Below are 22059 nucleotides of genomic sequence, written 5' to 3'. Positions count from 1 at the left end.
CGTGGAGTGCGATCGTGGCTCGGGCTTTTTATGGTCTTGTTTGACGGATTAATTGTTTCGCGCAATTAGTTCCGCTCCACCTGTGACTTTTGATTGGCTTTTGATTCCTTTTTTTAACAATTGGAGGATAACTCCATTGAAAATAGCTTTTATTAACCAACCGTGGAGTGTGGTCACTCCTCCGGTTCAAAATGCAGATTCAGTGGCGACCTGGACTTATGAAGTATCCAGTCGTCTGAGCAAAGATGGCGCGATCGTCAGCTATTGTAAACGTCACAAATCGCAAGTAAAATGTGAAACGTATCGAGGGATTGAATATCGCCGAATCTCTCTAATTCCCGATCGCATCTTCCTGAAGATCTTGCGGGAACTTTCAAAAATTGTGCTGATTTCTCCCTCTCCTTTATTTAATTCTACGCTTTACCATTTTTGGTATATTTTGGCGATCGCCTTAGATCTGCGACGACAACACTGCGATCTCGTTCATATTCACAATTTGTCTCATTTCGTTCCCATCGTTCGGACGTTCAATCCGAAGATTAAAATTATTTTACACATGCATTGCGAGTGGCTCACTCAGTTACAAGCGACGACGATCGCTCGCCGCCTCCGAAAAACCGATGCCATCCTCGGATGTAGCGAACACGTCACCGACAAAGTACGCCAAAAATTCCCCGCTTTTGCGTCTCGATGTCATACGGTTTTTAATGGAGTCGATCTCGACCACTTTCGCCCCCCAGAAAAACCGCGCGATCGCCTCCCTAAAACCTTAATATTTGTCGGGCGAATTTCACCGGAGAAAGGCGTACACGTCCTTTTAGAAGCTTTCCGTAAAGTGGTCGAACACGATCGACAAGTTACCCTTCAAATCGTCGGTCCTAAAGGATCTACTCCCCGGGAGTTTATTGTCGATTTGAGTGACGATCCCGAAGTCCAAAAGTTAAACATATTTTATGAGAAAAATTATGCAACTTATTTAGATAGTCTCATTACTGAAAAAATAGCCGATCGCGTTTCTTTTCCCGGGTCGGTTCCCCACTCTCACTTAGCTGAATTTTACCGGGAAAGCGATATTCTCATCAATCCTTCACTCACGGAAGCTTTCGGGATGAGTTTAATCGAAGCAATGGCTACAGAACTTCCCGCGATCGTGACGTGGGTCGGAGGAATGCCAGAAGTGATTGAAGAAGGGAAAACGGGTTTATTTTGTCACGCTGGCGATCCCGATTCTCTGGCGGCAGCGATTCTGAAGTTACTGGAAGACGATCGCCTCCGAACCTCCATGGGTAAGGCGGGACGAGAACGAGTTCTCAAGTTATTTTCTTGGGATCGCGTCAGCGAACGGGTTTGGAATGTTTATCAAAATCTCCAACAAAAATAATGACTAATTCATTCCAATTTAAATGGTCATTAAAAACTCTAGCACGCCAATTTAATCAGTCCTTGATGAATCGGAGTGTCAGCCCGTATTTAGCTGCCCGATTAAACCATTCGGCGATCGTTTTTGCGCCCCATCAAGACGATAAAACCCTCGGCTGTGGGGGAACGATCGCCCGTAAAAAACAAGCGCAAGCCGAGCTAGGAATCGTATTCATGACCGATGGGGCGCGATCGCACTCTAAATTTATCGCCGAAGCAGAACTGAAAGCCATTCGCAAACAAGAAGCCCTCGCTGCTACTGCAATTCTTGGCGTTCCCGAACGAGATGTTTTCTTTCTCGACATTCGAGATGGAACCTTACACAATTGTCGAGAACTGGCGGGCGATCGGGTTAAAGAAATTTTAGGCGATCGCCGACCGCACGAAATTTTTATTCCCTACTCCGGCGATACACCCCCCGACCATTACGCGACTCATCAAATCGTGCGAAAAGCACTCGAAGATCTGGATTTAAATGCGGCGATTTACGAATATCCCATTTGGTTCTGGCGTCATTGGCCGTGGACGAGTTTCGTGGGCAACCGACAAGAGAAATTAGAGGTTTTAAGCAGTACCTGGAAAGCCCAGTTTGGCTTGAAACTAGCGCGAGAATTCCGACATGCGATCGATATTAGTGATGTTTTAGAAACGAAAAAAAAGGCATTAAATTGCTATCGCTCTCAAATGGTGCGTTTGACCTGCGATCGTTGGCCGATTTTGGCCGATGTTTCTAACGGTGAATTTTTAGAATGTTTTTTGCAAAATCGAGAGTTTTTCTATCTACACCCCTCACCGCGATCGCCTCAAAATCGACAATGGCGATTCGGACACAAAGCTATTCGCTCCCCGGCCATGCAAGGGGTGAAATTTTAACTCAAAACCGAGTCAAAACCGTGTTAAATCTACTCAAGTCCCAACCCTCGCAGCCTACTCCAACGCCAACCCTCGGCCAGATCGGCGATCGCGCCGCGACCGATTCCTTTACCGATTGCCGTCCTTCCGGGAAAGTCATTGGCACTTTGAGTCCGGGTGGGGTGCGGCGTCTCGGCGCCGATGTTGAAAAACGGATCGGCATCGATAACGGTGCCTTGCGCCTACAACCGTTGATTACCCCCGGTTGGGGCAAACAGGGAATTGCTTACGGCCCGTACCCCCGCCGTAATGGCTTGACCTTTACCGCTTTCGTCCTCAACGGACACAACACCTCTGAAAGTAGTTTGCTCGAAACCCTGCGCCAACGACTATGGCGTTGGTGGCTCGGAAGTGAGGCCGAAGCACCTCACAAGCGGTTGTGGCGATGGCTGACGAGTCCTCACAAACGCGGGATGTTCAGACGGCTGTTGACTTGGATTCGCAGTACGCCGCGCTTCTCGAAATACGTTCCCTTACCTCGAATTGAGGAAAATTTCGCGATCGGGTGGTTTCCCAGCGCCGTTCCTGGCAATCCTTTGATGGAAGGGAATGCGGCGATCGTGCGGGCCACGGGAGCGGATAATGGGGAACTGTTGGTGCGCGTGGGCGATCGCTGCGCGCCCCTGTTTCAGGGTTTGCAAAACCTCCAAATTTACTATGCGATCGTCCTGCGCGAACGCGGCGCCGCCTACTATGCCGCTTCCCTTCCCCAGGCGCGAGGGCTGGGAAGCTATCCCGAGATGCGTCCGTTGGCGATCGACCCGTTCGATCTCACCCCCAATGTCTATGCGGCGATTTATCAAAGCGTTCTCGGTCAAATTGGTTTCCGCGTGGACACTCGCGTTTATGGGGTGCAGGTGCAATCCGTGCCGGAATTCGAGCAGTGGTACGGCAGCGCTCGCGGGGCCGATCGCCTCGTCGGCGAGGGGGAATTAGACGGCTCTCCCGCCGAAATCGGAGGCGATTGGAGCGTTTGCACGGGCGCTTGTCAACGGACGCCGACGGGGACGATCGCCGTCGCCGCCGACACGCTGGCGTTACTCGATCCCCAGGTGCCTTGCGGGCTAGTGCATACCGAGATCGCGACCGGGGCGCGACCGGGAACCTCGGCGCTGGTGTGGCGCGCGCGCGATCGCGAGAACTTTTGGGCCTTGTGGTTGTCCGGCGATCGCTGGGAACTCGGCATTCGAGAGGGCGGCGTCTGGCACCCGGTAGCACGGAACGATCGCCCGGTTCTCACGTCGAATACCGTTCATTCCGTGCAGATCCTCGACGACGGCGATCGCTTCCGGGCGCTCCTCGACGGTCAACCCCTCTTTGACGGGGACTTGGGCGATCGCCGGGGGTCCGACGCCACCGGAATTGGCATCGGTTTTCTCGACCCCCACGGGAACCAGTTTCGCGCCTTGGAAGCCCATCCGCGATCGGTTGCGATCCCCGCCAGTCAAGACTTGGGCGCCCCTTGGATGGCGACGGGTTCCGAGCTGATTTTAGCCGATGACTTTGAAGGCGAACCCCTAGAACTCTCCCAAACCCAAACGGAGATCGGGGGTCAGTCCTGGCGCTTGGAAATGGGACGCGGGGCGATCGAACGCACGGGGAACGGCAGCGCTCGCGTCCGCGCCACGGCCCAACAGCCGAATCGCGATCGCACTGCGTATACTCTCCCCTGGGCATTTCCCCAGTTGGCGGACGTCCAGGTTGAAATTACGCCCCCCGGCAGCGATCTCGGACAGAGGGAAAACGGGCGCGCGGGGCTGATTTTTTGGCAGGATGCCGACAATTACATCACCGTCAGCACTTGGCTCGACGACGGCTACGGTGGCGCCTCGATTTCCTCATTCTTTCATCTCGATGGATTTGAAGAATTGTATGACGCCGTATGGACCAACGTCGGCAAACGGGTGTATTGGGGGATTCCCTACACCTTGCGCGTCATTTTCGACGGCAACAATTACCTGACATTTGTGAACGAAGAACCCGTATTGTATCGCGCACTCAGCGATGTTTATCCCCATATTTCCCGCCTATCTATTCATCGAGTCGGGATAGTCGCCAATTGGGAATGGGGAAACGATACCGGGAGCTGTTTTAAGCACTTTAGCGCTAAAGCTGACACTCATGGAGTGAATGGAGGTCAACGATGAACATCCAAACTGCATTAAAAACATCGAGCGTCCCACTGTTGAAGTTGGTACCCCTTCAACTTCTTGAAAAGTTGTACGAGTTGCCATCGAACCGATGGGCCGATCGCCTCGTCCGGGCCAGTTTGCGCGATCGCAATGTCACCCTGACTCACGGCGTCGGCAAAGGATTGAAATTTAACGGGGGAAATTCCAATCCCGACTATGCATTTGGCACTTACGAATTACCCGTTCAAAATGTCTTAGCTCGCTATTTACAACCGGGAGATATTTTTTACGATATCGGTGCCAATTTCGGATTTTTTACCGCGATCGCCGCCCGCCTGGTCGGTCCTTCCGGGCGCGTCTACGCCTTCGAGCCGGAATGGCACAATACACGGCGAATTCGAGTCAATCTCGAACTGAATCATCTGAGCAATGTTTCTGTTTTAGAAAAAGCCGTATCTTGCAAAAGTGGCACCGGAAAACTCCTGTTGACCCACTATCCCGGCGGACATACTTTATCTACGGTCGTGGCTCCTCCAGATGTTACGGCAACAATGACGATCGAAACGATCGCCATCGACGACGCGATCGAAAATTTAGAACTCGATCCTCCCACCCTCATCAAAATTGATGTCGAAGGAGCCGAACTCGACGTGCTTTATGGAATGGCGGACACCCTCAAAATCTTTCGACCGATCGTGATTTACGAAATTGACGACGAACGACAAGAAGGGGTCTTAGAAAAACGGTGCATCCTCGATAATTTTGTCAGCCATTTTAACTATGAAATCTTGACCCTGGAAGCCGCTTACCCGGGATTAAAATGGCAGGTTGCTCACGCGATCGCTCTCCCCAAATAGAGCGGCAATCTAGCAAGTCTATCTCGCGAGAAGATGTTATAAAATCGAAAAGTTTTTAAAGCTTCCGCGAGGGTAAATCTCTCTTTTTCATCCTCGATTGTCACGATTCAAAACAATTTTAAAGCCGAAAATAAGGATTTTTCTTGCACTTTTTCGATCGATTGCAGAAAAAGCATTGTTTTTTGTAAATTGAGGCGATCGCTGGAAGGAGCGCGATCGTAACCATCCCGTTTCAAACAATTTAAATTCCCAACAATTAATAACCGGAAATAAAATATGCGAAGCGTGAATAATCAATTTCCGCAGGTCTCGATTGGCCTGCCCGTTTATAATGGCGAAAAATTCCTCAGACAAACATTAGACTGCTTAATCGAGCAAACCTTTGAAAATTTCGAGATTGTTATTTCAGATAATGCCTCTACCGATGCAACCGAGCAAATTTGTCGAGAATATGCCGCCAAAGATGTTCGGATTCGCTATTATCGAAATCCAGAAAATATCGGAGCAGCGCCAAACTACAACCGCGTTTTTCAATTAGCCCGAGGTCTATATTTTAAATGGGCGGCTCATGACGATCTTTGCACTCCTAACTATCTCGAACGTTGCGTCGAAATCCTCGATCGCTATCCTTCCGTCGTCCTCTGTTATACCGGAGTTATGTTTATCGACGAACAAGAGCGATCCCTCAGAAAATCCGCCCACCTTCTAGAGCTGAATTTTCCCACTGCAAATCAACGTTTCAAGCGCTATCAAGAACTAATTTTCCCTCAAAAACGTTCTCGCAAGAAAGGTAAAACATCTACATTGCAAACTGAAGTAATCTCTAATTCAAGCACCAAAAGCGACCATCCCGGAGGCGATCGCTGGACGCCCATTTTTGGGTTAATCCGAACGGATATTTTGAAAAAAACGGCTTTAATTGCCAGTTATGTCAATTCGGACATGATTCTGCTCGGAGAACTCGCCCTCTACGGTGAATTTTACGAAATTTCCGAACCTTTGTTTTTGTACCGAGACCACCGACAGGCATCCGGTCGAAACCATCAGGGATATTATGACTATAATGTCTGGTTCGACCCTCAAAATAAAGGAAAACTGATGTTATGTTTGTGGACCTGGTTCGTTCAATATTTAGCGGCGATCGCCCGGGTTAAAATGAGACCGCTTGACAAGCTCGCCTGTTACTTACAAATGGGACGCTGGTTCGGCTGGATGTGGAAACGACTGCTTAAAGAACTGGCGATCAATCTCGCTTATCTTTTGAAAATCCATAGTATTTCTCTTGGAGGATTCAAAAAAACTTTGCCGACCCAGTGGTAAAAAAAAGGCGATTGCCCAGTTTTATAAAGAACCAGAGCTGCGCAGTTCAAAACCAATCGCGGCGATCGCCCGCTTGAGTTATCTTACCTGCAAGATCTCCAGATATTTGTTAACCGCATAATCTAGAGAAAATTGCTCCAGCCAATCGGAAGCGATCGCCCGCGAAGACCCCGATAAAACTGTCAAAATTGCGTCCGCCATTGCCTGGGAATTTCCAACAGGAATGAGAACCCCATATTCCCCCTCTTTTAAAATTTCCGACGGGCCGCTCTTGCAATTGGTCGAAACCACCGGAATTCCAACCGCCATCGCTTCGATCAACACATTCGGTAACCCTTCCCACGCCGAAGAAAGAACGAAAACAGTCGATCGTTTCATGTATGCATAAGGATTGGCAACATGATCCGGGAGAGCGACATCTTCTTGCAATCCCAATTCTTCTACCAATGCTTCCAACTGCGATCGATCCGGTCCCCACCCGAGAATCATCAGGCGGGCCGCAGTGCGTTCTCGAACCCGTGCAAAGGCACGAATTAAAGTAGGAAAATCTTTTTGCGCTTGCAATTTTCCTACCGCTAAAATCACCGGAGGTTGTCCCGGTTCAAACCAAGGATGATTCAAACTTTCTTCCGCTTTAACCGCCAAATCAGGGGTAATCGTCGGATTGTAAATCACCTGAATTTTTTCTAATGGCAAACCGCACACCCGCGATAAATCCTCAGCAACCCCACGAGACACCGTTACCACCCCATCCGCCAATGGGTATAAATAGCGCACGAACCAGGGAATCGCTCGTTTTTTCCATGCGTTTGACTGACCGACATCGAGAGAAAGTTGATTCGCCTCGCGCACCACCACTCGGGTGTCAACCCGTGCGAAATACTTGGCGGCGATCGCGATCTCATTTGTATAATGCAGCGTAGATAGCAACGCTGGCGGTCTGACTCGTCGCAAATAACCCACGAGTGCGGGAAGACTCGACGACAATTTTCGAGCCTTCAAATCGACGATGTTCACCTCTGGCGGGACTTGCCATAAATGCGGACTCCCGGTATTTGCCAAAACCAGATCGACATTCAAACCGCGATTGACGAACCCTTTGGTCAGATTGAGGATGACCCGCTCCGCTCCCCCCCCACCGAGGAACCCCAAAAAACAAGCTACATCCGTTGAAACTCGCGTTGAAGAAAAATTTTTTTTCATCTTTTTAGAGAAAATATGCAATTTTAATCGAGGGTAAAAGGTTCTACAATTCAAGCATCGTTTCAAGTCATCCATTTACAAAACTAGACAAATGAGAGCAAAAAATTATTGTCATTTCCTCGAAACATCGCTTATGGTTGTAGCGGATTAACATTTGTTTGTGCTTAACTCAAGTTGGCGGTCTCACTTCATTATGCATGGGCAAACAGTCAAATTGCACGAGCTTCGACTTTTAGAAGTTGCCCGCGTTTTTTAAAGCAACCTACGTCAGCAATGGGTCACTCTTCAAAGCAAAAGTGATTTAGATCGTTACAAAATTTGTACAGTATCCATTTTTAACTTCCCGTAAAGTATTGTGGGGATTCAAACCGTACTCAGCTAAAGATTGAGATCTTAAAACATTTTATCAAACACCAGGAAGGATAATATTGTGAAAACTAAAATCAAAATTCCCTCCAAAGAATCAAGAAAATTAGAACAAATACAAGAACACTACGCATTAGAGAAACAACTCGCCTTGCGCTTGTTGAACTCTAGCAAAAAAGAACGGCAAAAGCTATACACTCAGGTTTACGACGAACTTTATAAAACTATTAGGCACCATCCCCGATGGACCCGCAAGTCAAATGCTGAAACTACGGCTTGGATTGTCGAACGTCGTCTGGAATTATTGCGATTTTTCCTAAAAGACGACATCACTTATTTAGAAATTGGTCCGGGAGATTGTAGCTTGGCGATCGCCGTTTCGCAAAAAGTCGCCAAAGTGTATGCTGTCGATGTTGCCACCGAAGTCGCCAAAGACATTAATTTCCCCAAAAACGTCGAATTTATCGTCTCCGATGGCTGTAGTATACCCGTTCCTCCCGAGAGCGTCGATCTGGCTTACAGTCATCAACTCATGGAGCATTTACATCCAGACGACGCTCTCGAACAACTGCAAAACATTTACAATGCTTTAACGCCGGGAGGTCAATATATTTGCATTACCCCCAACCGACTCTCTGGACCTCATGATATTTCCAAATATTTTGACGAACTTGCTACCGGATTCCATTTAAAGGAATATACGGTGAGCGAGCTTTATCAGCTTTTTGATAATGTCAGATTTAAAAAACTTTTTTGGATTAAAAACCAAAAAGACTCGATCGTCAAAGTCCCGCTTCAATGGTGGAGCTTACCCCTGATTCGTCTCGCAGAAATGGCTTTACAAATACTTCCTTTTTCATGGAGAAATAAAATTGCTAATACCCCTTTACTCTTTAGAGGAATGACTATCGTAGGGATCAAGTAATAAAACCTCCAAGAACAGGGAATCTCAGAGAGAAAAAGTACGCACTCGGCAGTAACGTCAAAATCATGAATTTGATGATGTTCGATCTTTCCGTTAGAGGTCATCACCCCAGCTACATTCAATATTTAATCCAATATTGGGATAAAAATACTTTACCCGGTCGTTTAGATATCGTAGTCTCCCAGAGATTTGTTGTAGAACATGCCGACGTTTTGGAATATGCCGATCGCTGCTCCAGCAAAAATATTCAGTTTGTACCAATTTCAGCCGCAGAAGAAGCTCTGTTGAGTTCGCGTAAGTCGCGCTTAAAAAGAGCATTTCGGTTCTTCCAAGAATGGCAAATTTTGTGTCGCTACGCCAAAGCATTAAAGGCAACCCATTGTCTAGTTTTGTATTTCGACACTTACCAAATCCCGTTACTCTTCGGCCTGACCGCTCCCTGTTCTTTTTCCGGAATTTATTTTAGACCAACTTTTCATTACGATCGCCTGACTCTGGCTCGCTCTTCTGAAGGCGATCGACTTCAAAAATGGCGGGAAATATTTTCGATCTCTCGGGTTTTGAAACATCCACAACTCAAAATGCTGTTTTGCCTCGATCCCTTTGCTGTCGATTTTGTAAAAAAACGGTATAAAACCGATCGCATCTGTCATTTACCCGATCCAATTTTACCGATCGCTGCTGAAAAAAATTGTAGTCAATCCCTGAAAAAACAATTACAAATAGAAGAAAAAAGAACGGTCTTTTTAATGTTCGGATCTCTGACCGAAAGAAAAGGAATTTATCAACTTCTTGAAGCAATTGCCAGCTTAAGTGATGAATGGTGCGATCGCCTTTGCTTGCTTTTAGTTGGAGAGTCAAGAATTTCCCAACAAATTGACGAAAAAATTGCTAAAATTTCTCAAATTAAGCCGATCCAAGCGATCGCGCGCTATCAATTTATTCCCGATTCAGAAATTCCAGATTATTTTCAAATCAGTGACGTAATTTTAGCGCCCTATCAACGTCACGTCGGCATGAGCGGGATTTTACTGTGGGCTGCAGCAGCGAACAAACCCATTTTAAGTTCGGATTACGGACTGATGGGAGAAATGGTCGATCGTTACGGTTTGGGATTGACTGTAGATTCCAGCATCCCCGAGGAAATCGCGAAAGGGTTGATGGAATGTTTAAGTCAGCCTGCATCCAGTTTAGGCGATCGCGCCAAGATGAAACACTTTGTCGAACAAAATTCAGTTCATCGTTTCACTCAAACCATTTTTAATTCATTGAAGGATATTTAAGAAAAATGATCGACTCCAGTTTCCAGAATTTTTTATGGTTTTTAAGACGACCTAAAATGTATCCGGAAATGATTCGGAGACTAGGCCGGAAAATTGGTTCAATTTTTGGATTAGAACGAGAGCATCGCACCTCAGAAGCTCGATGGAAAACAAAACAAAAAACTAGACACTGGTGTGCTTTAAAAGCTGTAGATGCAGAAACCGCAATCTTGAAAATAACCGGAAAAGCTTCCACGGTTAAATTTTCTGAAAAATTCAAGGATTTAATCGAAGAACAGCAGAAATTAATCGAGTCTATTCCGAACCGAATGGGAGGACAAGGAAATTTAGAAATTATTTATCAATTAGCAGAGTATGTCCGAGCAACACGGGCGATCGAAACGGGGGTTTCTTATGGTTGGTCATCCCTGACGCTTTTACTGTCTTTAAACGAAAGAGAAGGATCTCAACTGGTCAGTACCGATTTACCGTATTTTTCTGAAAAGAGCGAATCTTACGTCGGTTGTGTAGTTCCCGATCGCCTCAAATCCATTTGGACAATTCTCCCTTATGCCGATCGCGAAGCCTTAGTCGATGCCTTAAAAATCTTACCTCAAATCGATCTGTGTCACTACGACAGCGATAAGTTTTATCAGGGAAAAATGTGGGCTTACCCCCTACTATGGCAAGCTCTCAAACCCGGAGGTATTTTTATTGCCGACGATATCGACGATGATTTTGCCTTTCGCGATTTCTGTGAGGCGATCGATCGCCAACCTTGGATTGTTGAAACCCCCTTTACAAACGACATCAAATATGTTGGTATTTTGGTGAAATAATCAGGGAGGAAGGCCACAAACACGTCCAATGGAAAACCCTCGTATTGCTTGGCTGCTCACCTCTGCCTTCTACTACTGGCATCCGATGCTTGCCGCCCTAACCCGACGCTTTGGAGATCTTAAAGCGTATGCCGCCAATTGGCGGGGCTACGCGGCGGGATTTGAAAATAGTTTTGCTGTCGAAATTGTCGGTCGGCGAAAAGTGATCCCGATTTTGAAAGGATCGACAGGATACGGCATTAACTTTACTTACCTTCCCCTCAATATTGTCAGCCGTTTATTGGAATTTAAACCCGATGTTATTTTTTCCAATTCCTTCGGAATTTGGACAATTTTAGCCTTAGCGTTCAAACCGATCGCGCGCTGGCGAGTTGTCATTGCTTACGAGGGCAGTTCCCCGAGTGTAGACTGTCGCAATTCACCGCTAAGATTGGCCATGCGGCGATCGATGGTCAAGACTGCCGATGCCTGTATTACCAACTCTCAAGCGGGCAGAATCTATCTAACTGAGGTGTTAAAGGCTCCGGAAGATCGGGTTTTCGTCCATCCTTACGAAGTTCCGGCGATCGCCTCTTTCACTCAAACTAATTCCGAAGGCCAGACACCAGAAAAAATCAAACCGATTTTCCTTTTTGTCGGCAGTTTAATCCCGCGTAAAGGCATTGATTTATTATTAGATGCTTGCGCGATCTTGGCCGAACGGGGGATCGATCGCTACACCTTGCAAATTGTCGGCGATGGCAGCGATCGCCCGGGCTTAGAACAATTTTGTCAGGAAAAAGGATTGAGCGATCGCGTCGAGTGGATCGGTCGGGTAGACTATAGCGAATTAGGCGCCTATTTCCAACAAGCCGATGTCTTTGTTTTCCCGACTTTAGAGGATACTTGGGGGGTCGTCGTTACCGAAGCGATGTTATTAGGAAAACCTGTATTGTGTTCCCAATGGGCCGGAGCTTCGGAGTTGATCGAACACGGCGAAAATGGTTGGATTGGCGACCCGCGCGATCGCCAAACTCTGGCCGATTTACTCGGTCAGATTATTGAAAATCCCCAACAGGCTGCCAGGATGGGCGATCGCGCCCGCCAAACCATGCAGCGTTATACCCCGGAGGCTGCCGCCGATTTTCTCGCCGATGTCGTCGAGCGTGTCAATGCAGCATACTGAATTTTACGGATCGCGCGCGATCGCCGCTCCTAATTTCAGTAATTTCCGCAATTTCCGACCGTTTCACTCCGTACTGGCGATCGATGGCGTTTTTTGCCGCGATCGTCCCTCCCCCGATCGATCGCCCGAGGACTCTCCATGAGCTTGAAAATTTTAATTTCCGCCTACGCCTACCGACCGGACAAAGGTTCCGAACCCGCCATTAGCTGGAATCTCGTGCGTGAATTAGTCAAATTTCATCAAATTTGGGTCATCACCCGCGAAAATAACCGCGAAGCCGTCGAACGCTATTTAAAAGACTGTCCAATTGACGGTTTGACCGTCATTTACTGTCGCCTCCCCCGTTGGCTCGAACGGCTCAATCGCAACCAGCGCATCGTGCAAGTTCACTATTATTTATGGCAAATTGCCGCGTATTTTCAGGGAAAACACTTACACGACGCCATCCCATTCGATCTCGTCCATCACGTCACTTACGTCAAATACTGGGGTCCGAGTTTTTTAGCCTTATTGCCGATTCCGTTTATTTGGGGTCCAGTCGGTGGGGGCGAGTCGGCGCCCAAATCATTTTGGCGAGATTTCGGAAAACGGGGCAAATTTTACGAAATTCTGCGCGATTTAGCGCGATCGCTGGGCGAACGGGATCCCTTTGTCCGCATCACTGCTCGCCGTTCGGTATTAGCCCGAGCAACGACGGAAGACACCGCAGCACGTTTGCGTGTTTTGGGGGCGCCTCGGGTGGAAGTGCTTTCTCAGTTGGGCTTGTCCGATCTCGAACTCGATCGCCTCGGTCGCTGTCCGGTGTCGGATTCGGGAACCATCCGCTTTCTCAGTATCGGTCGCCTGTTGCATTGGAAAGGATTTCATTTGGGATTGCGCGCCTTTGCGGCGGCGGACTTACCGGAAAATACGGAATATTGGATCGTGGGGGACGGCCCGGAACGCGATCGCCTCGCCGCTTTGGCGACTGAATTGGGAATCGGCGATCGCGTTACCTTTTGGGGAGCTTTGGGACGAGATCGAACCTTAGACAAACTCGGCGACTGTGTGGCGTTGGTTCACCCGAGTTTGCACGAGTCCGGCGGCTTGGTCTGTTTGGAAGCCATGGCGGCGCGCCGTCCGGTCTTGTGCTTGCAACTCGGCGGTCCCGGGCTACAGGTGACCCCAGAAACGGGGATCGCCGTACCTGCAGAAACACCGGAACGAGCGGTCACAGATTTAGCGGCGGCGATGAGCCGCGTGGCGCGCGATCGCCCGTCGAGTTTGCAAATGGGAGAAGCCGCAAGGCAACGGGCGATCGCGGTGTTTAGCTGGTCGGCGAAAGCCCGAGCCTTAGCCCAATTATACGATCGCCTCGCTCTTGCTCAACCAGAATTCGCCAATCGCTAAGTAAATCCACTTAAAACCTTGTAACCCTTTTCAGGCGGTCTTTTTGGCCGTCTATTTTTGGGTTCTTCCCTCTCCGGCAATAGTTATCTACGAAAAAGATTCCCGATCGCCGCTTCGCGCAGTTGTATACATCATTGAGCGATCGCCGAGTACCTCCGCGTTTCCACTGAGGGGCGATCCCCCCTGTTCGCCAACCCGCGAGCGGATCGCGATTTTTGCTGGCTTCTAAATCATAAACAAATCTTTGGGATCGCTGTTTTCATCGATTCTCAGTCATTTTCAGCTCTTTGACGCTCGATTGCGCCATCACGAGCGGTTCGGTGTTTACCGCGATCGATCCCTAAAATCTTAATCAAAACTACAGAAATTAAAAATAAAAAAAACTTTTTATCTTAAACTTTTTACTCGTATTTTTATTTAATAACTGTTACAAACAACGAGGAATTTATCAAAAATTTAATTTTGAGGCAAAAAAATGAAATTTCAGTAAAGATGAGCGCTTAGCCCTTGCAATTGGGCAGGTGTATCGAGGACGCTGTTTTCAGTGAAAGCACGGATTTGACGAAGAGCAAAGACCGGGCGATCGGTACAAACCCCAAACCCTGCAAGAGCGGCGCCACCGCTTAAAGCTCGGGGAGAGTACGGGAATAACTGACGCAGCAATGCACCTCGGGTTCCCAAGACCGCAAATTTAACAGAGAAATCACGGAGAAAGCGCCCGAGCCTTGGTGTAGCGCTTTCGAGGTCGAACCCAAAACCGATTTTTCAAAACGAATTACTTTTATTAAGGATGTGGGGGACTTTTAAATGGTAGCGACGATACCTCCTAAAACCGAAGAAACTATTTTTTTACCCAAAACTAAAGTCGTGAACTCTTGGATCACGGCCTTGCGCTTTAACGAACAAATGGACACCCTGATTCGGTGGGCCAAAACTCGGCAAAGTCGCATGGTTTGCGTGGCCAACGTCCACATGCTCATGGAAGCCTATTGGAATCCGGAGTTTGCCCGAGTGCTAGAATCTGCCGATCTCGTCACACCGGACGGAATGCCTTTAGTCTGGATGATGCGGCAACAAGGACTTCGCCAACAAGACCGAGTGGCGGGGATGGAAATCTTGTTGCGTTTGTGCGATCTGGCGCCGAGAAAAAAGGTGAGCGTCTTTTTCCTGGGTTCGGACGAGCAGACCTTGGCGGCGATGCGCCAGCGATTGGAGCAAGAATTTCCCGATCTCGACATTGCGGCGATGGAACCGCTTCCATTCCGACCCCTGACCCCGAGTGAAGATCGCGCCTTGATTGAGAAAATCAATCGCAGTGGGGCGGGTTTGGTGTTTCTTTCGTTGGGATGTCCCAAGCAAGAGCTGTGGATGGCCCAACACCAAGGACAAATTAATGCGGTCACCATCGGTCTCGGGGGAGTTTTCCCGGTGTATGCGGGGCAGAAAAAGTGGGCGCCGCGTTGGGTACGGGAGAATGGTTTGGAATGGCTCTATCGTTTCGTGCAAGAACCGACCCGGCTTTGGGGACGTTATAGTAAGACGATTCCGCCGTTCGTGTGGTTGGCGTTGAAACAACTGCTGACGGACAACCCCGTGAAGAACGCCCGCTATGCGAGGGAATTGACCCGGGCGATTCAAAATCGCAAGGGGAATCAACCTATCGGTCAACTGTTGGTGGAAGCGGGGTTGTTGACCCCTCGCCAGGTCGAACGTATTTTGCAAGAACAGCGCGAAAGAAACCGCGATCGCCGATTTGGGGAGCTGTTGAGTGAATATGGATGGGTCAAACCGGAGACGATCGATTTCTTTGCCGAACAGTTGCCGCAGTTGAAGAATCAGCCGGAAAAATACCCGATCGGTTACTATCTCAAGTCGGCGGCGTTGTTGGACGACGACCAGATCGAGGCGATTGTCAAACATCAAAAGAAAACGGGTTTGCGCTTTGGCGAACTGGCGGTGGTCAAAGGGTGGATCAAACAAGAAACGGTGGATTTAGTGTTAGAACATATCGAGAACAGTCAAAACAGCAATCCAACTCTGTCGATGGCTTGAGTAGAACGATGTATAACTCGTGGCGACGGGCTGGGGCGGCGATCGCGATCGCCGTGTCCGCAGGGATCGGTTGGGGAGCGACCGTCGATCGCGCGATCGCCGCGCCTTTACCTGCCGATGCTGCCGTCACCAACGTCCGCGATTACGGCGCTAAAGGCGATGGCGTCAGCGACGATACGGCAGCGATCCAAACCGCTTTGGAAGAGGGCAATCGCTTTGTATATTTGCCCGATGGAACTTATTTAGTATGCGATACGTTGGCGATCGCCCAGACGGGGAAGCGTTACTTTTTTGAAGGCGAGAGCCGCGATCGCGCGATCGTCCGGCTCAAAGATAACTGTCCCGGCTTCGACAACCCGGAAGCTCCCAAACCCGTCATTCAAACGAAAGGTCCCGCCGGACAGGCGTTTCGCAATTCTCTATTCGATTTAACCGTCGATGTCGGTCGGGGAAATCCCGGAGCGATCGCCATCGAATATCTCAATAACAATCAAGGCACGATTCGTAACGTCACCGTGCGATCGAGCGATCCGCAAAAATACGGATTTGCCGGAATTGCGTTAACCTTGCCCTGGCCCGGACCGGGAATGATAAAAGATGTTGCGATCTTCGGGTTCGATCGCGCCGTCCTGGCGACCTTTCCCGAATTTGGCATGGTTTTTGAAAACCTGCACGTGGAAGATCAGCGCCTCGTCGGGATTGAGAATCGGGCAAATTTACTGAGTATTCGCGGTTTGACCAGTCGCAATCGGGTTCCTGCGATTCGCAATGTAGACGGACGCGGTTTAGTCGTAGTTCTCGACAGTCAGCTTGAAGGCGGTTCGCCGGAGGTTTCCGCGATCGCCAACAACGAAGGCGTGCTGTATGCCCGTAATATACGCACTTCCGGCTATCGATCGGCGATCGCCAATAGCGGCGAAGTCATTGCAGGCGATCGCATTGACGAATATAGCTCCCACGGAATTTATAGCTTGTTTCCCTCCACGGGAAGTTCGCTCGATTTAGCGATCGAAACCCCTCCCGAACCCGATTCACCCCCGGTAGAACAGTGGGTCAGCGTCGCCAACTTCGGCGCCGACGGAAACGACGATCGCGACGACACCGCCGCCATTCAAGAGGCGATCGATAGTGGCGCGGCGATCGTTTATTTTCCCAACGGTAAATACATCATCAGCAACACCATCGAACTGCGTGGAAATTTAGAGCGCCTCAACCTATTAGAATCCACCATTACCGTCAGCGAACCCCTCAACGGCACCGAAAATCCGGTATTTCGCCTGCAAGATGGCTCCTCGAAAAGCGTAACTTTAGAACGATTTTGGGGAAATTATGGCGGTCGTAACTTTCACTGGGTCGAACACGCCAGTTCCCGCACTTTAGTCTTAAAAAATATCGCCGTCGGTTCCGCTAAAGCCTATCGCAACAGTGGATCGGGCAAACTATTTATTGAAGATATGGTCGCCTCCGACTGGATTTTTAAAAATCAGAAAGTGTGGGCCCGACAATTGAATCCCGAAGGCGACGTCACCAAAATTATTAACGACGGTAGCGACCTGTGGATCTTGGGACTGAAAACCGAAGACGAAGGAAACGTTATCCAAACCCTCAACGGTGGCAAAACCGAAGTTCTCGGCGGACTGATTTATCCCGGTTCCGGGGATATTCCCCCAGACCAAGCCGCTTTTCTGAATCGAGAGTCCGATTTATCCGTCGTCATCGCCGAATCCCATCACGGAGGAACCCGCTACACCACCTTCGTCCGGGAAACCCGCAACGGCGTCACCAAAACCCTGACGGACCGACAACTTCCCCCTCGTGGAAGCGCGAGATTCATCCCGCTTTATGTCGGAACTCCCGGATCGGTCGAACCCGTTTTACATTCATTATTATATTCAGTTTCCGATCGCGAAGTGGCGATTTCAGTCGGGGCGATCGCCATCTCTACTGCCGGATTTTTTTATCTCAAATACAGAAAAGCTTGACTCTTTTTCAATCGAGCAATAAAAAGTATCTTATCCAGGCTTTAATTGATTTCGGGCGTTTCCGATGGGAGACTTGCCATTGCGGCGCATCGGGATACAGTCGTTTGACATTTTTTTCTTGCCAGCGTAGGGCAATCAAACTCGCCACATAATTCATATATCCCGGTTCTTCCATTTGCGTGAAAATCAAACCGAAGACTAAAACCGTGAGAACGAAAAACTTAGATACATCGTCAAAACAGAGGCGAAACCAGACCACCGCCCAAATTCCGAGAAAAGAAAATAAACCGAGTAAACCGAGATCGCCCCAAATTCCCGCCCAACCAAACAGGGGAGAAAACATACTCGACTGGTCCCCCAACCAACTTTCGCCGACCGCCGTCCACACCGCGATCGAGGCGGGATGAATGGTAGACCCCAAGGGACTTAAAATTGATTCGTACTCGCGCAACATCCAGCCACCCAACCGTCCCACCGTATGACCCGGACCGACGCCTAGAAAAGGATGTAAAGGGGTTGTATAGTAATTGGGAACCAAACGAAATGTCGCCGTTTTTAATAAAGTCGCTTCTCCTTCCGGACCGTAAATTTCCGGTCTTGCCCAGGTATTAAAGGCTTCAAAAGCAGGCACATTTTGGATCGCCCAATATAAAGCAAAACCCAGAAACACAGCGCCACCTAAATACTTAATTGCATCGACGATATTGTTGAGTTTGGTAATCAGTAAAAGAACGCCAGCAACTAAAAAAACGAGTAGAACTTGTTTGGCGTCCGCCATATTCATATGCCAAAAAGTCGCCAACACAATGACAACCCTAATCCAGATAGGGATCTGTTTGGCATTGGCAAAATAATAAATTCCAAAAGTTAGTGCTACGGAAGCACCGACTACGTGTCCGGCTCCACCTCCAATAAAAACGCCTTTGATATTATCTTCAAGTCCTTTTCTTAAATGCAGCCTTAAAACATAGTGTTGCGTATAAGCAAAAATCGTATTTGTGAATGAAGAACCGATAATAAATGCCCTAAAAAATTTAAATTTTTCTGGGGTTAAAGGCAAATAAATAATTAAAGCTAACGTCAGAAAATGTTCGCAAAAAAACAGGAAATTAACGGTAGCATTAATAATTCCCGCATCGTTCAGTAAAGCGCTAGCAAAGTTAATAATTAAAAAGATAAATAATGTAATTAAAAATTCTTCAAATATTTTAATTTGCTTCCGATCTTTTACCCTACTTTTTAAGATTGCCAGGCCAAACACCAAGGGAATAATCCCCAAGTGAGCTAAATTGATGATTGAAGGGATTTTAAAAAGGGTGAGAACCCGCGAAAAAAACGTACTGCTAAACGCAATTAAAGTTAACTCGGAAAGTTGGATATATCCTTTATGTCGCTTAGAAAATTCTGCATCTGAATCCATTGTGACGAATCCATTGTTATCGATCCGACGATCGCCCCTCCCCGACTCCCATTAACCGCGAAAGCAACAATGAGGACGAGCGAGAAGTGTTAACGACGGCGTACTCCCTCGTAAATCGCCATTAACTGCTCGTAATTGCGATCTGGGGTATATTTTGCCAGATATTCAGCTCTCGCTTGGCGACGCATTGCGGCCAATGGTTCGGGATGGTTCAAGATCCATTCCACTTTAGCGGCTAAATCCACCGGATCGCTCGGCTGAAAGCGAATACCCGTGCGTCCGTCCTCGACTAATTCGGCGATCGCCCCTAAATTTGCCGCGATCGCCGGAGTCCCCTTCGCAAACGCTTCCACCGCCACCCGTCCGAACGTCTCGTACCACTTCGACGGAAACACCAACACCATCGCCTCTCCCATCAAACGATGGACCTCCTCCATCGGTTGGCGCCCCAACCATTCCACCTCCGGCATCTTCGCCGCCGCCGCCGCCACGCGATCGCCCCACGGCCCATCCCCGACAATCTTTAACCGAACCTTCCCCCCCAACCGTTCCCACGCCGCCAACAACACATCCAACCCCTTCTCCACCGACAAACGACCCACATAAAGTGCGTAACCCCCACTCCCCGACCCCGAACCGGGATCCGGCGCCACGAAATTCGGCTTAACCACAATTTTCTCCGCCGAAAGCCCCCCCTCAATAAACTTTTGCCGCGCAAACTCCGTCAGCGCAATATAACGGTCTACTTTCTTCTCCCAAGTTTGCAATCCCCGATGCACCACCAACATCGCCGCCGTCGCCGCACTCGCCGAACGGCTTTGGCGATAGCAACGGTGAACCACCCCGGGCCAGGGAATTACTTTTCCCAAACAGTCCTCACATACCCGTCCGTCCCGGAAAAATAAAGCATTCGGACATAACAAGCGGTAATTCCGCAATGTCTGCACCACCGGAACCCCACACTCCTGGGCCGCATAATAGACCGACGGCGAGATTAACGGAAAAAAGTTCTGAACGTGGACGATATCGTAAGATCCCGCTTGCAGTTTTTGTTTCACCTGCTGGTAAGCTTCTCGCGACCACAGGGTGCGCGTCGCCACATCGATCGCCCCTAACTCACTCAGACGGGTATTATCATCTTCATAACTCTCGACCTGATGACCCCGTTCGCGCAATAGCCGTTCCTCGGCTTCCCGGGAGACTTCCTCGCCGCCGCGAATTTGATAGTTATTGTGAATGGTTAAAATATGCATCCGGGGAATTTTAGAATTTAGAATTTAGAGTTGAGAATTTAGAGTTTAGATTGAGTGCGATCGCCTTGTTGTTCGCGATCGAAGATCGAATTCCTGCACGATCCATACGAGCCCTAGATCTTGTAAGGGCGAACCGCCGTTCGCCCCTACTCATGTTTATTTGAAATCACTCGATCTTGCCATCCGGGCGATCGCCCCCAAACAGCGCCGAAACTCAACCGTAGTTAGTTCTGGCGCAATGACAACATCTCGACCACCACCGCCAAACTTTCCTCGTACAGCGCATCTCGGCCCCAGCGTTGCAACTGCTGACTGAGTAAATATTCCGCCTTTTGATCCGTCAGAGGCGTCACCTGTTCCGTCCGCGACGATTGCGCCGTTCCCCCGGCTTCCATCCGCATACAGCCCGTGGTTTCCGAACACAAAATCGTGCAGCAATTTTCCTCATTCGTGGTCGAACTCAAGCGCAATCCCACCAAATCGCCGGGAATTTCGCCCCAGTCCGCCGTCGGAATCGCCGCCAACTCCGCCTCCACCGTGCGGTGATTGGGCCCGTCGAACTTAATCCGGGTAATATCGTAATCCCCACCTTCTTCGATATACGCCTTCGGTTCCCAGCCGAGGCGGGACGCCATCCAGCCTAAAAACATGAACGCTTGGGCCGCATTACCTTTCTCGTAGTCGATCGTAACCCCATCGAGATCCACCAACGCCGTGCGTCGTTCCGGGGGGTCGAACGCCGCCGCCGTCAATTCCTGCCACGAGGACAGGCGATGCCAGTTGAGATCGGCGATGTAGGTTTCCTCGTCGATTAACTGGTGCATTTTGATAAATTCCGATTCCGGATCGCTGAAATAGGAAGAATCGACGATCATGCAATTGCAGCATCGCGAGAGTTTGTGAAATAACTCCTGTTCCGGATTGGGAGTTGCTTTCCACCAGACGAACTTGGGCAAATTCGGGATCGTCAGAGACACGACGAGATCGCTGACCCGTTCGAGGGCTTCTTTCGTCCCGCGTAGAGTAATGTACTCGCAACAGATCAGATTGCTGCCGTGTTGTTTCTGAATCGGGCAGTAGGCGGAGACTTGAGCGGTGACCCCGGTATCTTCCCCCAAAACCGGGCACAGCGTCACGATTCTACAGGGATTTTGGGCGGCGATCGCGTCGCTGATGCTGAATCCCCGGGCATCGGCGTTTTTGACCTCCGGGCGATCGCCCCCATGGTTGACATAAGCCTCGCGCAAGCGCTTCAACGTTTGGGGGTCTACCCGTCCCGACAGGCGCAATCCGTATTCTTGCTGAGCCGCTTCCACCGCTTCTTTCGTCTGGGACCCGTGAATCCCGTCAATCGGGCCGTCGTAAAAGCCGAGGGCGCCGAGCAACTGTTGGAACTCTTCCGGTTCGTAAACCACCATACTAAACGTGGTCGCCCTCGTCGCGACAGGCGCCGCCTTGCCGCCATTTTCCGACAGCCAAATATTACTGAGTTCGGACTCGATATCTTCTAGAGAAATATCTTTAGGTTTTTGCAGGGCAACAATTGGAGTATTCATCAATCCT

At 49.2% G+C, this 22059-nt stretch carries 17 protein-coding genes; 13 read left to right on the top strand and 4 right to left on the bottom strand.

Features of this window, described 5'->3' with window-relative positions; all coding sequences use genetic code 11:
• Window positions 1-136 precede the first annotated feature (136 nt).
• From JJD41_RS21835 to JJD41_RS21815, 5 genes are all read left to right on the top strand, one after another.
• Complete coding sequence (locus JJD41_RS21835; protein WP_200669592.1) at window positions 137-1381, top strand: glycosyltransferase family 4 protein; 1245 nt, start codon at window positions 137-139, stop codon at window positions 1379-1381.
• Window positions 1381-2292: a PIG-L deacetylase family protein gene (locus tag JJD41_RS21830; RefSeq protein ID WP_200669591.1), complete on the top strand. Its 912-nt coding sequence runs from the start codon at window positions 1381-1383 to the stop codon at window positions 2290-2292. The genes JJD41_RS21835 and JJD41_RS21830 overlap by 1 nt, the downstream gene beginning before the upstream one ends.
• Window positions 2235-4478: a nucleotide-binding protein gene (locus JJD41_RS21825; protein WP_234489055.1), complete on the top strand. Its 2244-nt coding sequence runs from the start codon at window positions 2235-2237 to the stop codon at window positions 4476-4478. Before JJD41_RS21830 ends, JJD41_RS21825 begins: the two co-directional genes overlap by 58 nt.
• The gene (locus tag JJD41_RS21820) at window positions 4475-5320 is read left to right on the top strand and encodes an FkbM family methyltransferase (protein WP_200669590.1); all 846 of its coding nucleotides are present in this window, start codon (window positions 4475-4477) and stop codon (window positions 5318-5320) included. The genes JJD41_RS21825 and JJD41_RS21820 overlap by 4 nt, the downstream gene beginning before the upstream one ends.
• 276 nt (window positions 5321-5596) lie before the next feature.
• Window positions 5597-6640 carry a glycosyltransferase family 2 protein gene (locus JJD41_RS21815; RefSeq protein ID WP_200669589.1) on the top strand — a complete coding sequence of 348 codons (1044 nt, stop codon included), beginning with the start codon at window positions 5597-5599 and terminating at the stop codon, window positions 6638-6640.
• 78 nt (window positions 6641-6718) lie between these two features.
• Here JJD41_RS21815 and JJD41_RS21810 read toward each other — a convergent pair whose 3' ends face one another.
• A complete protein-coding gene (locus JJD41_RS21810) occupies window positions 6719-7843 on the bottom strand; it encodes a glycosyltransferase (RefSeq protein ID WP_200669588.1) in 1125 nt (374 codons plus the stop codon).
• Between the two features lie 430 nt (window positions 7844-8273).
• Between JJD41_RS21810 and JJD41_RS21805 the strand changes: the two genes are divergently transcribed.
• The 8 genes from JJD41_RS21805 (at window position 8274) to JJD41_RS21770 (ending at window position 17823) form a co-directional block, all read left to right on the top strand.
• The gene (locus tag JJD41_RS21805) at window positions 8274-9134 is read left to right on the top strand and encodes a class I SAM-dependent methyltransferase (protein WP_370583923.1); all 861 of its coding nucleotides are present in this window, start codon (window positions 8274-8276) and stop codon (window positions 9132-9134) included.
• A gap of 65 nt (window positions 9135-9199) precedes the next feature.
• Entirely contained in the window at window positions 9200-10417 is a 1218-nt protein-coding gene (locus tag JJD41_RS21800) for a glycosyltransferase (RefSeq protein WP_234489054.1), read from the top strand.
• A gap of 209 nt (window positions 10418-10626) precedes the next feature.
• Window positions 10627-11235, top strand: coding sequence for a class I SAM-dependent methyltransferase (locus tag JJD41_RS21795; RefSeq protein ID WP_200669587.1), 609 nt, complete (start codon window positions 10627-10629; stop codon window positions 11233-11235).
• Between the two features lie 28 nt (window positions 11236-11263).
• The gene (locus JJD41_RS21790; protein WP_200669586.1) at window positions 11264-12400 is read left to right on the top strand and encodes a glycosyltransferase family 4 protein; all 1137 of its coding nucleotides are present in this window, start codon (window positions 11264-11266) and stop codon (window positions 12398-12400) included.
• Window positions 12387-12542 carry a hypothetical protein gene (locus JJD41_RS21785; RefSeq protein ID WP_200669585.1) on the top strand — a complete coding sequence of 52 codons (156 nt, stop codon included), beginning with the start codon at window positions 12387-12389 and terminating at the stop codon, window positions 12540-12542. The genes JJD41_RS21790 and JJD41_RS21785 overlap by 14 nt, the downstream gene beginning before the upstream one ends.
• The gene (locus JJD41_RS21780) at window positions 12539-13789 is read left to right on the top strand and encodes a glycosyltransferase family 4 protein (protein ID WP_200669584.1); all 1251 of its coding nucleotides are present in this window, start codon (window positions 12539-12541) and stop codon (window positions 13787-13789) included. Before JJD41_RS21785 ends, JJD41_RS21780 begins: the two co-directional genes overlap by 4 nt.
• A gap of 867 nt (window positions 13790-14656) precedes the next feature.
• Entirely contained in the window at window positions 14657-15841 is a 1185-nt protein-coding gene (locus tag JJD41_RS21775; RefSeq protein WP_370583921.1) for a WecB/TagA/CpsF family glycosyltransferase, read from the top strand.
• Window positions 15842-15849: 8 nt separating this feature from the next.
• Window positions 15850-17823 carry a glycosyl hydrolase family 28-related protein gene (locus JJD41_RS21770; RefSeq protein ID WP_200669583.1) on the top strand — a complete coding sequence of 658 codons (1974 nt, stop codon included), beginning with the start codon at window positions 15850-15852 and terminating at the stop codon, window positions 17821-17823.
• 7 nt (window positions 17824-17830) lie between these two features.
• On the opposite strand, the gene JJD41_RS21765 is transcribed toward JJD41_RS21770, so the two are convergent.
• The 3 genes from JJD41_RS21765 to opcA all read right to left on the bottom strand — a co-directional run bounded on the left by JJD41_RS21765 (window position 17831) and on the right by opcA (window position 22052).
• Window positions 17831-19243, bottom strand: a complete 1413-nt coding sequence (locus JJD41_RS21765; protein WP_200669582.1) for a hypothetical protein — start codon at window positions 19241-19243, stop codon at window positions 17831-17833.
• 89 nt (window positions 19244-19332) lie between these two features.
• Window positions 19333-20496 (bottom strand): glycosyltransferase, encoded by a 1164-nt coding sequence (locus tag JJD41_RS21760; RefSeq protein ID WP_200669581.1) that lies wholly within the window; start codon window positions 20494-20496, stop codon window positions 19333-19335.
• Between the two features lie 224 nt (window positions 20497-20720).
• The gene (opcA, locus tag JJD41_RS21755) at window positions 20721-22052 is read right to left on the bottom strand and encodes a glucose-6-phosphate dehydrogenase assembly protein OpcA (protein WP_200669580.1); all 1332 of its coding nucleotides are present in this window, start codon (window positions 22050-22052) and stop codon (window positions 20721-20723) included.
• Window positions 22053-22059: the final 7 nt, after the last annotated feature.

It is taken from the genome of Oxynema mangrovii CENA135 (assembly GCF_016632315.1).
GTDB classification, from domain to species: Bacteria; Cyanobacteriota; Cyanobacteriia; order Cyanobacteriales; family Laspinemataceae; genus Oxynema; species Oxynema aestuarii.
Note: the sequence above shows the minus strand (reverse complement) of the source record. Positions and strands in the feature narration are given on the sequence as shown.

Excerpts from the sequence above, each read along its gene's own strand:
- JJD41_RS21830 (WP_200669591.1), top strand. The coding sequence starts at position 1,381 with ATGACTAATTCATTCCAATTTAAATGGTCATTAAAAACTCTAGCACGC.
- JJD41_RS21825 (WP_234489055.1), top strand. The coding sequence starts at position 2,235 with ATGGCGATTCGGACACAAAGCTATTCGCTCCCCGGCCATGCAAGGGGT.
- JJD41_RS21810 (WP_200669588.1), bottom strand. The coding sequence starts at position 7,843 with ATGAAAAAAAATTTTTCTTCAACGCGAGTTTCAACGGATGTAGCTTGT.
- JJD41_RS21815 (WP_200669589.1), top strand. The coding sequence starts at position 5,597 with ATGCGAAGCGTGAATAATCAATTTCCGCAGGTCTCGATTGGCCTGCCC.
- JJD41_RS21760 (WP_200669581.1), bottom strand. The coding sequence starts at position 20,496 with ATGCATATTTTAACCATTCACAATAACTATCAAATTCGCGGCGGCGAG.
- opcA (WP_200669580.1), bottom strand. The coding sequence starts at position 22,052 with ATGAATACTCCAATTGTTGCCCTGCAAAAACCTAAAGATATTTCTCTA.
- JJD41_RS21780 (WP_200669584.1), top strand. The coding sequence starts at position 12,539 with ATGAGCTTGAAAATTTTAATTTCCGCCTACGCCTACCGACCGGACAAA.
- JJD41_RS21820 (WP_200669590.1), top strand. The coding sequence starts at position 4,475 with ATGAACATCCAAACTGCATTAAAAACATCGAGCGTCCCACTGTTGAAG.
- JJD41_RS21770 (WP_200669583.1), top strand. The coding sequence starts at position 15,850 with ATGTATAACTCGTGGCGACGGGCTGGGGCGGCGATCGCGATCGCCGTG.
- JJD41_RS21785 (WP_200669585.1), top strand. The coding sequence starts at position 12,387 with ATGCAGCATACTGAATTTTACGGATCGCGCGCGATCGCCGCTCCTAAT.
- JJD41_RS21765 (WP_200669582.1), bottom strand. The coding sequence starts at position 19,243 with ATGGATTCAGATGCAGAATTTTCTAAGCGACATAAAGGATATATCCAA.
- JJD41_RS21800 (WP_234489054.1), top strand. The coding sequence starts at position 9,200 with ATGAATTTGATGATGTTCGATCTTTCCGTTAGAGGTCATCACCCCAGC.
- JJD41_RS21790 (WP_200669586.1), top strand. The coding sequence starts at position 11,264 with ATGGAAAACCCTCGTATTGCTTGGCTGCTCACCTCTGCCTTCTACTAC.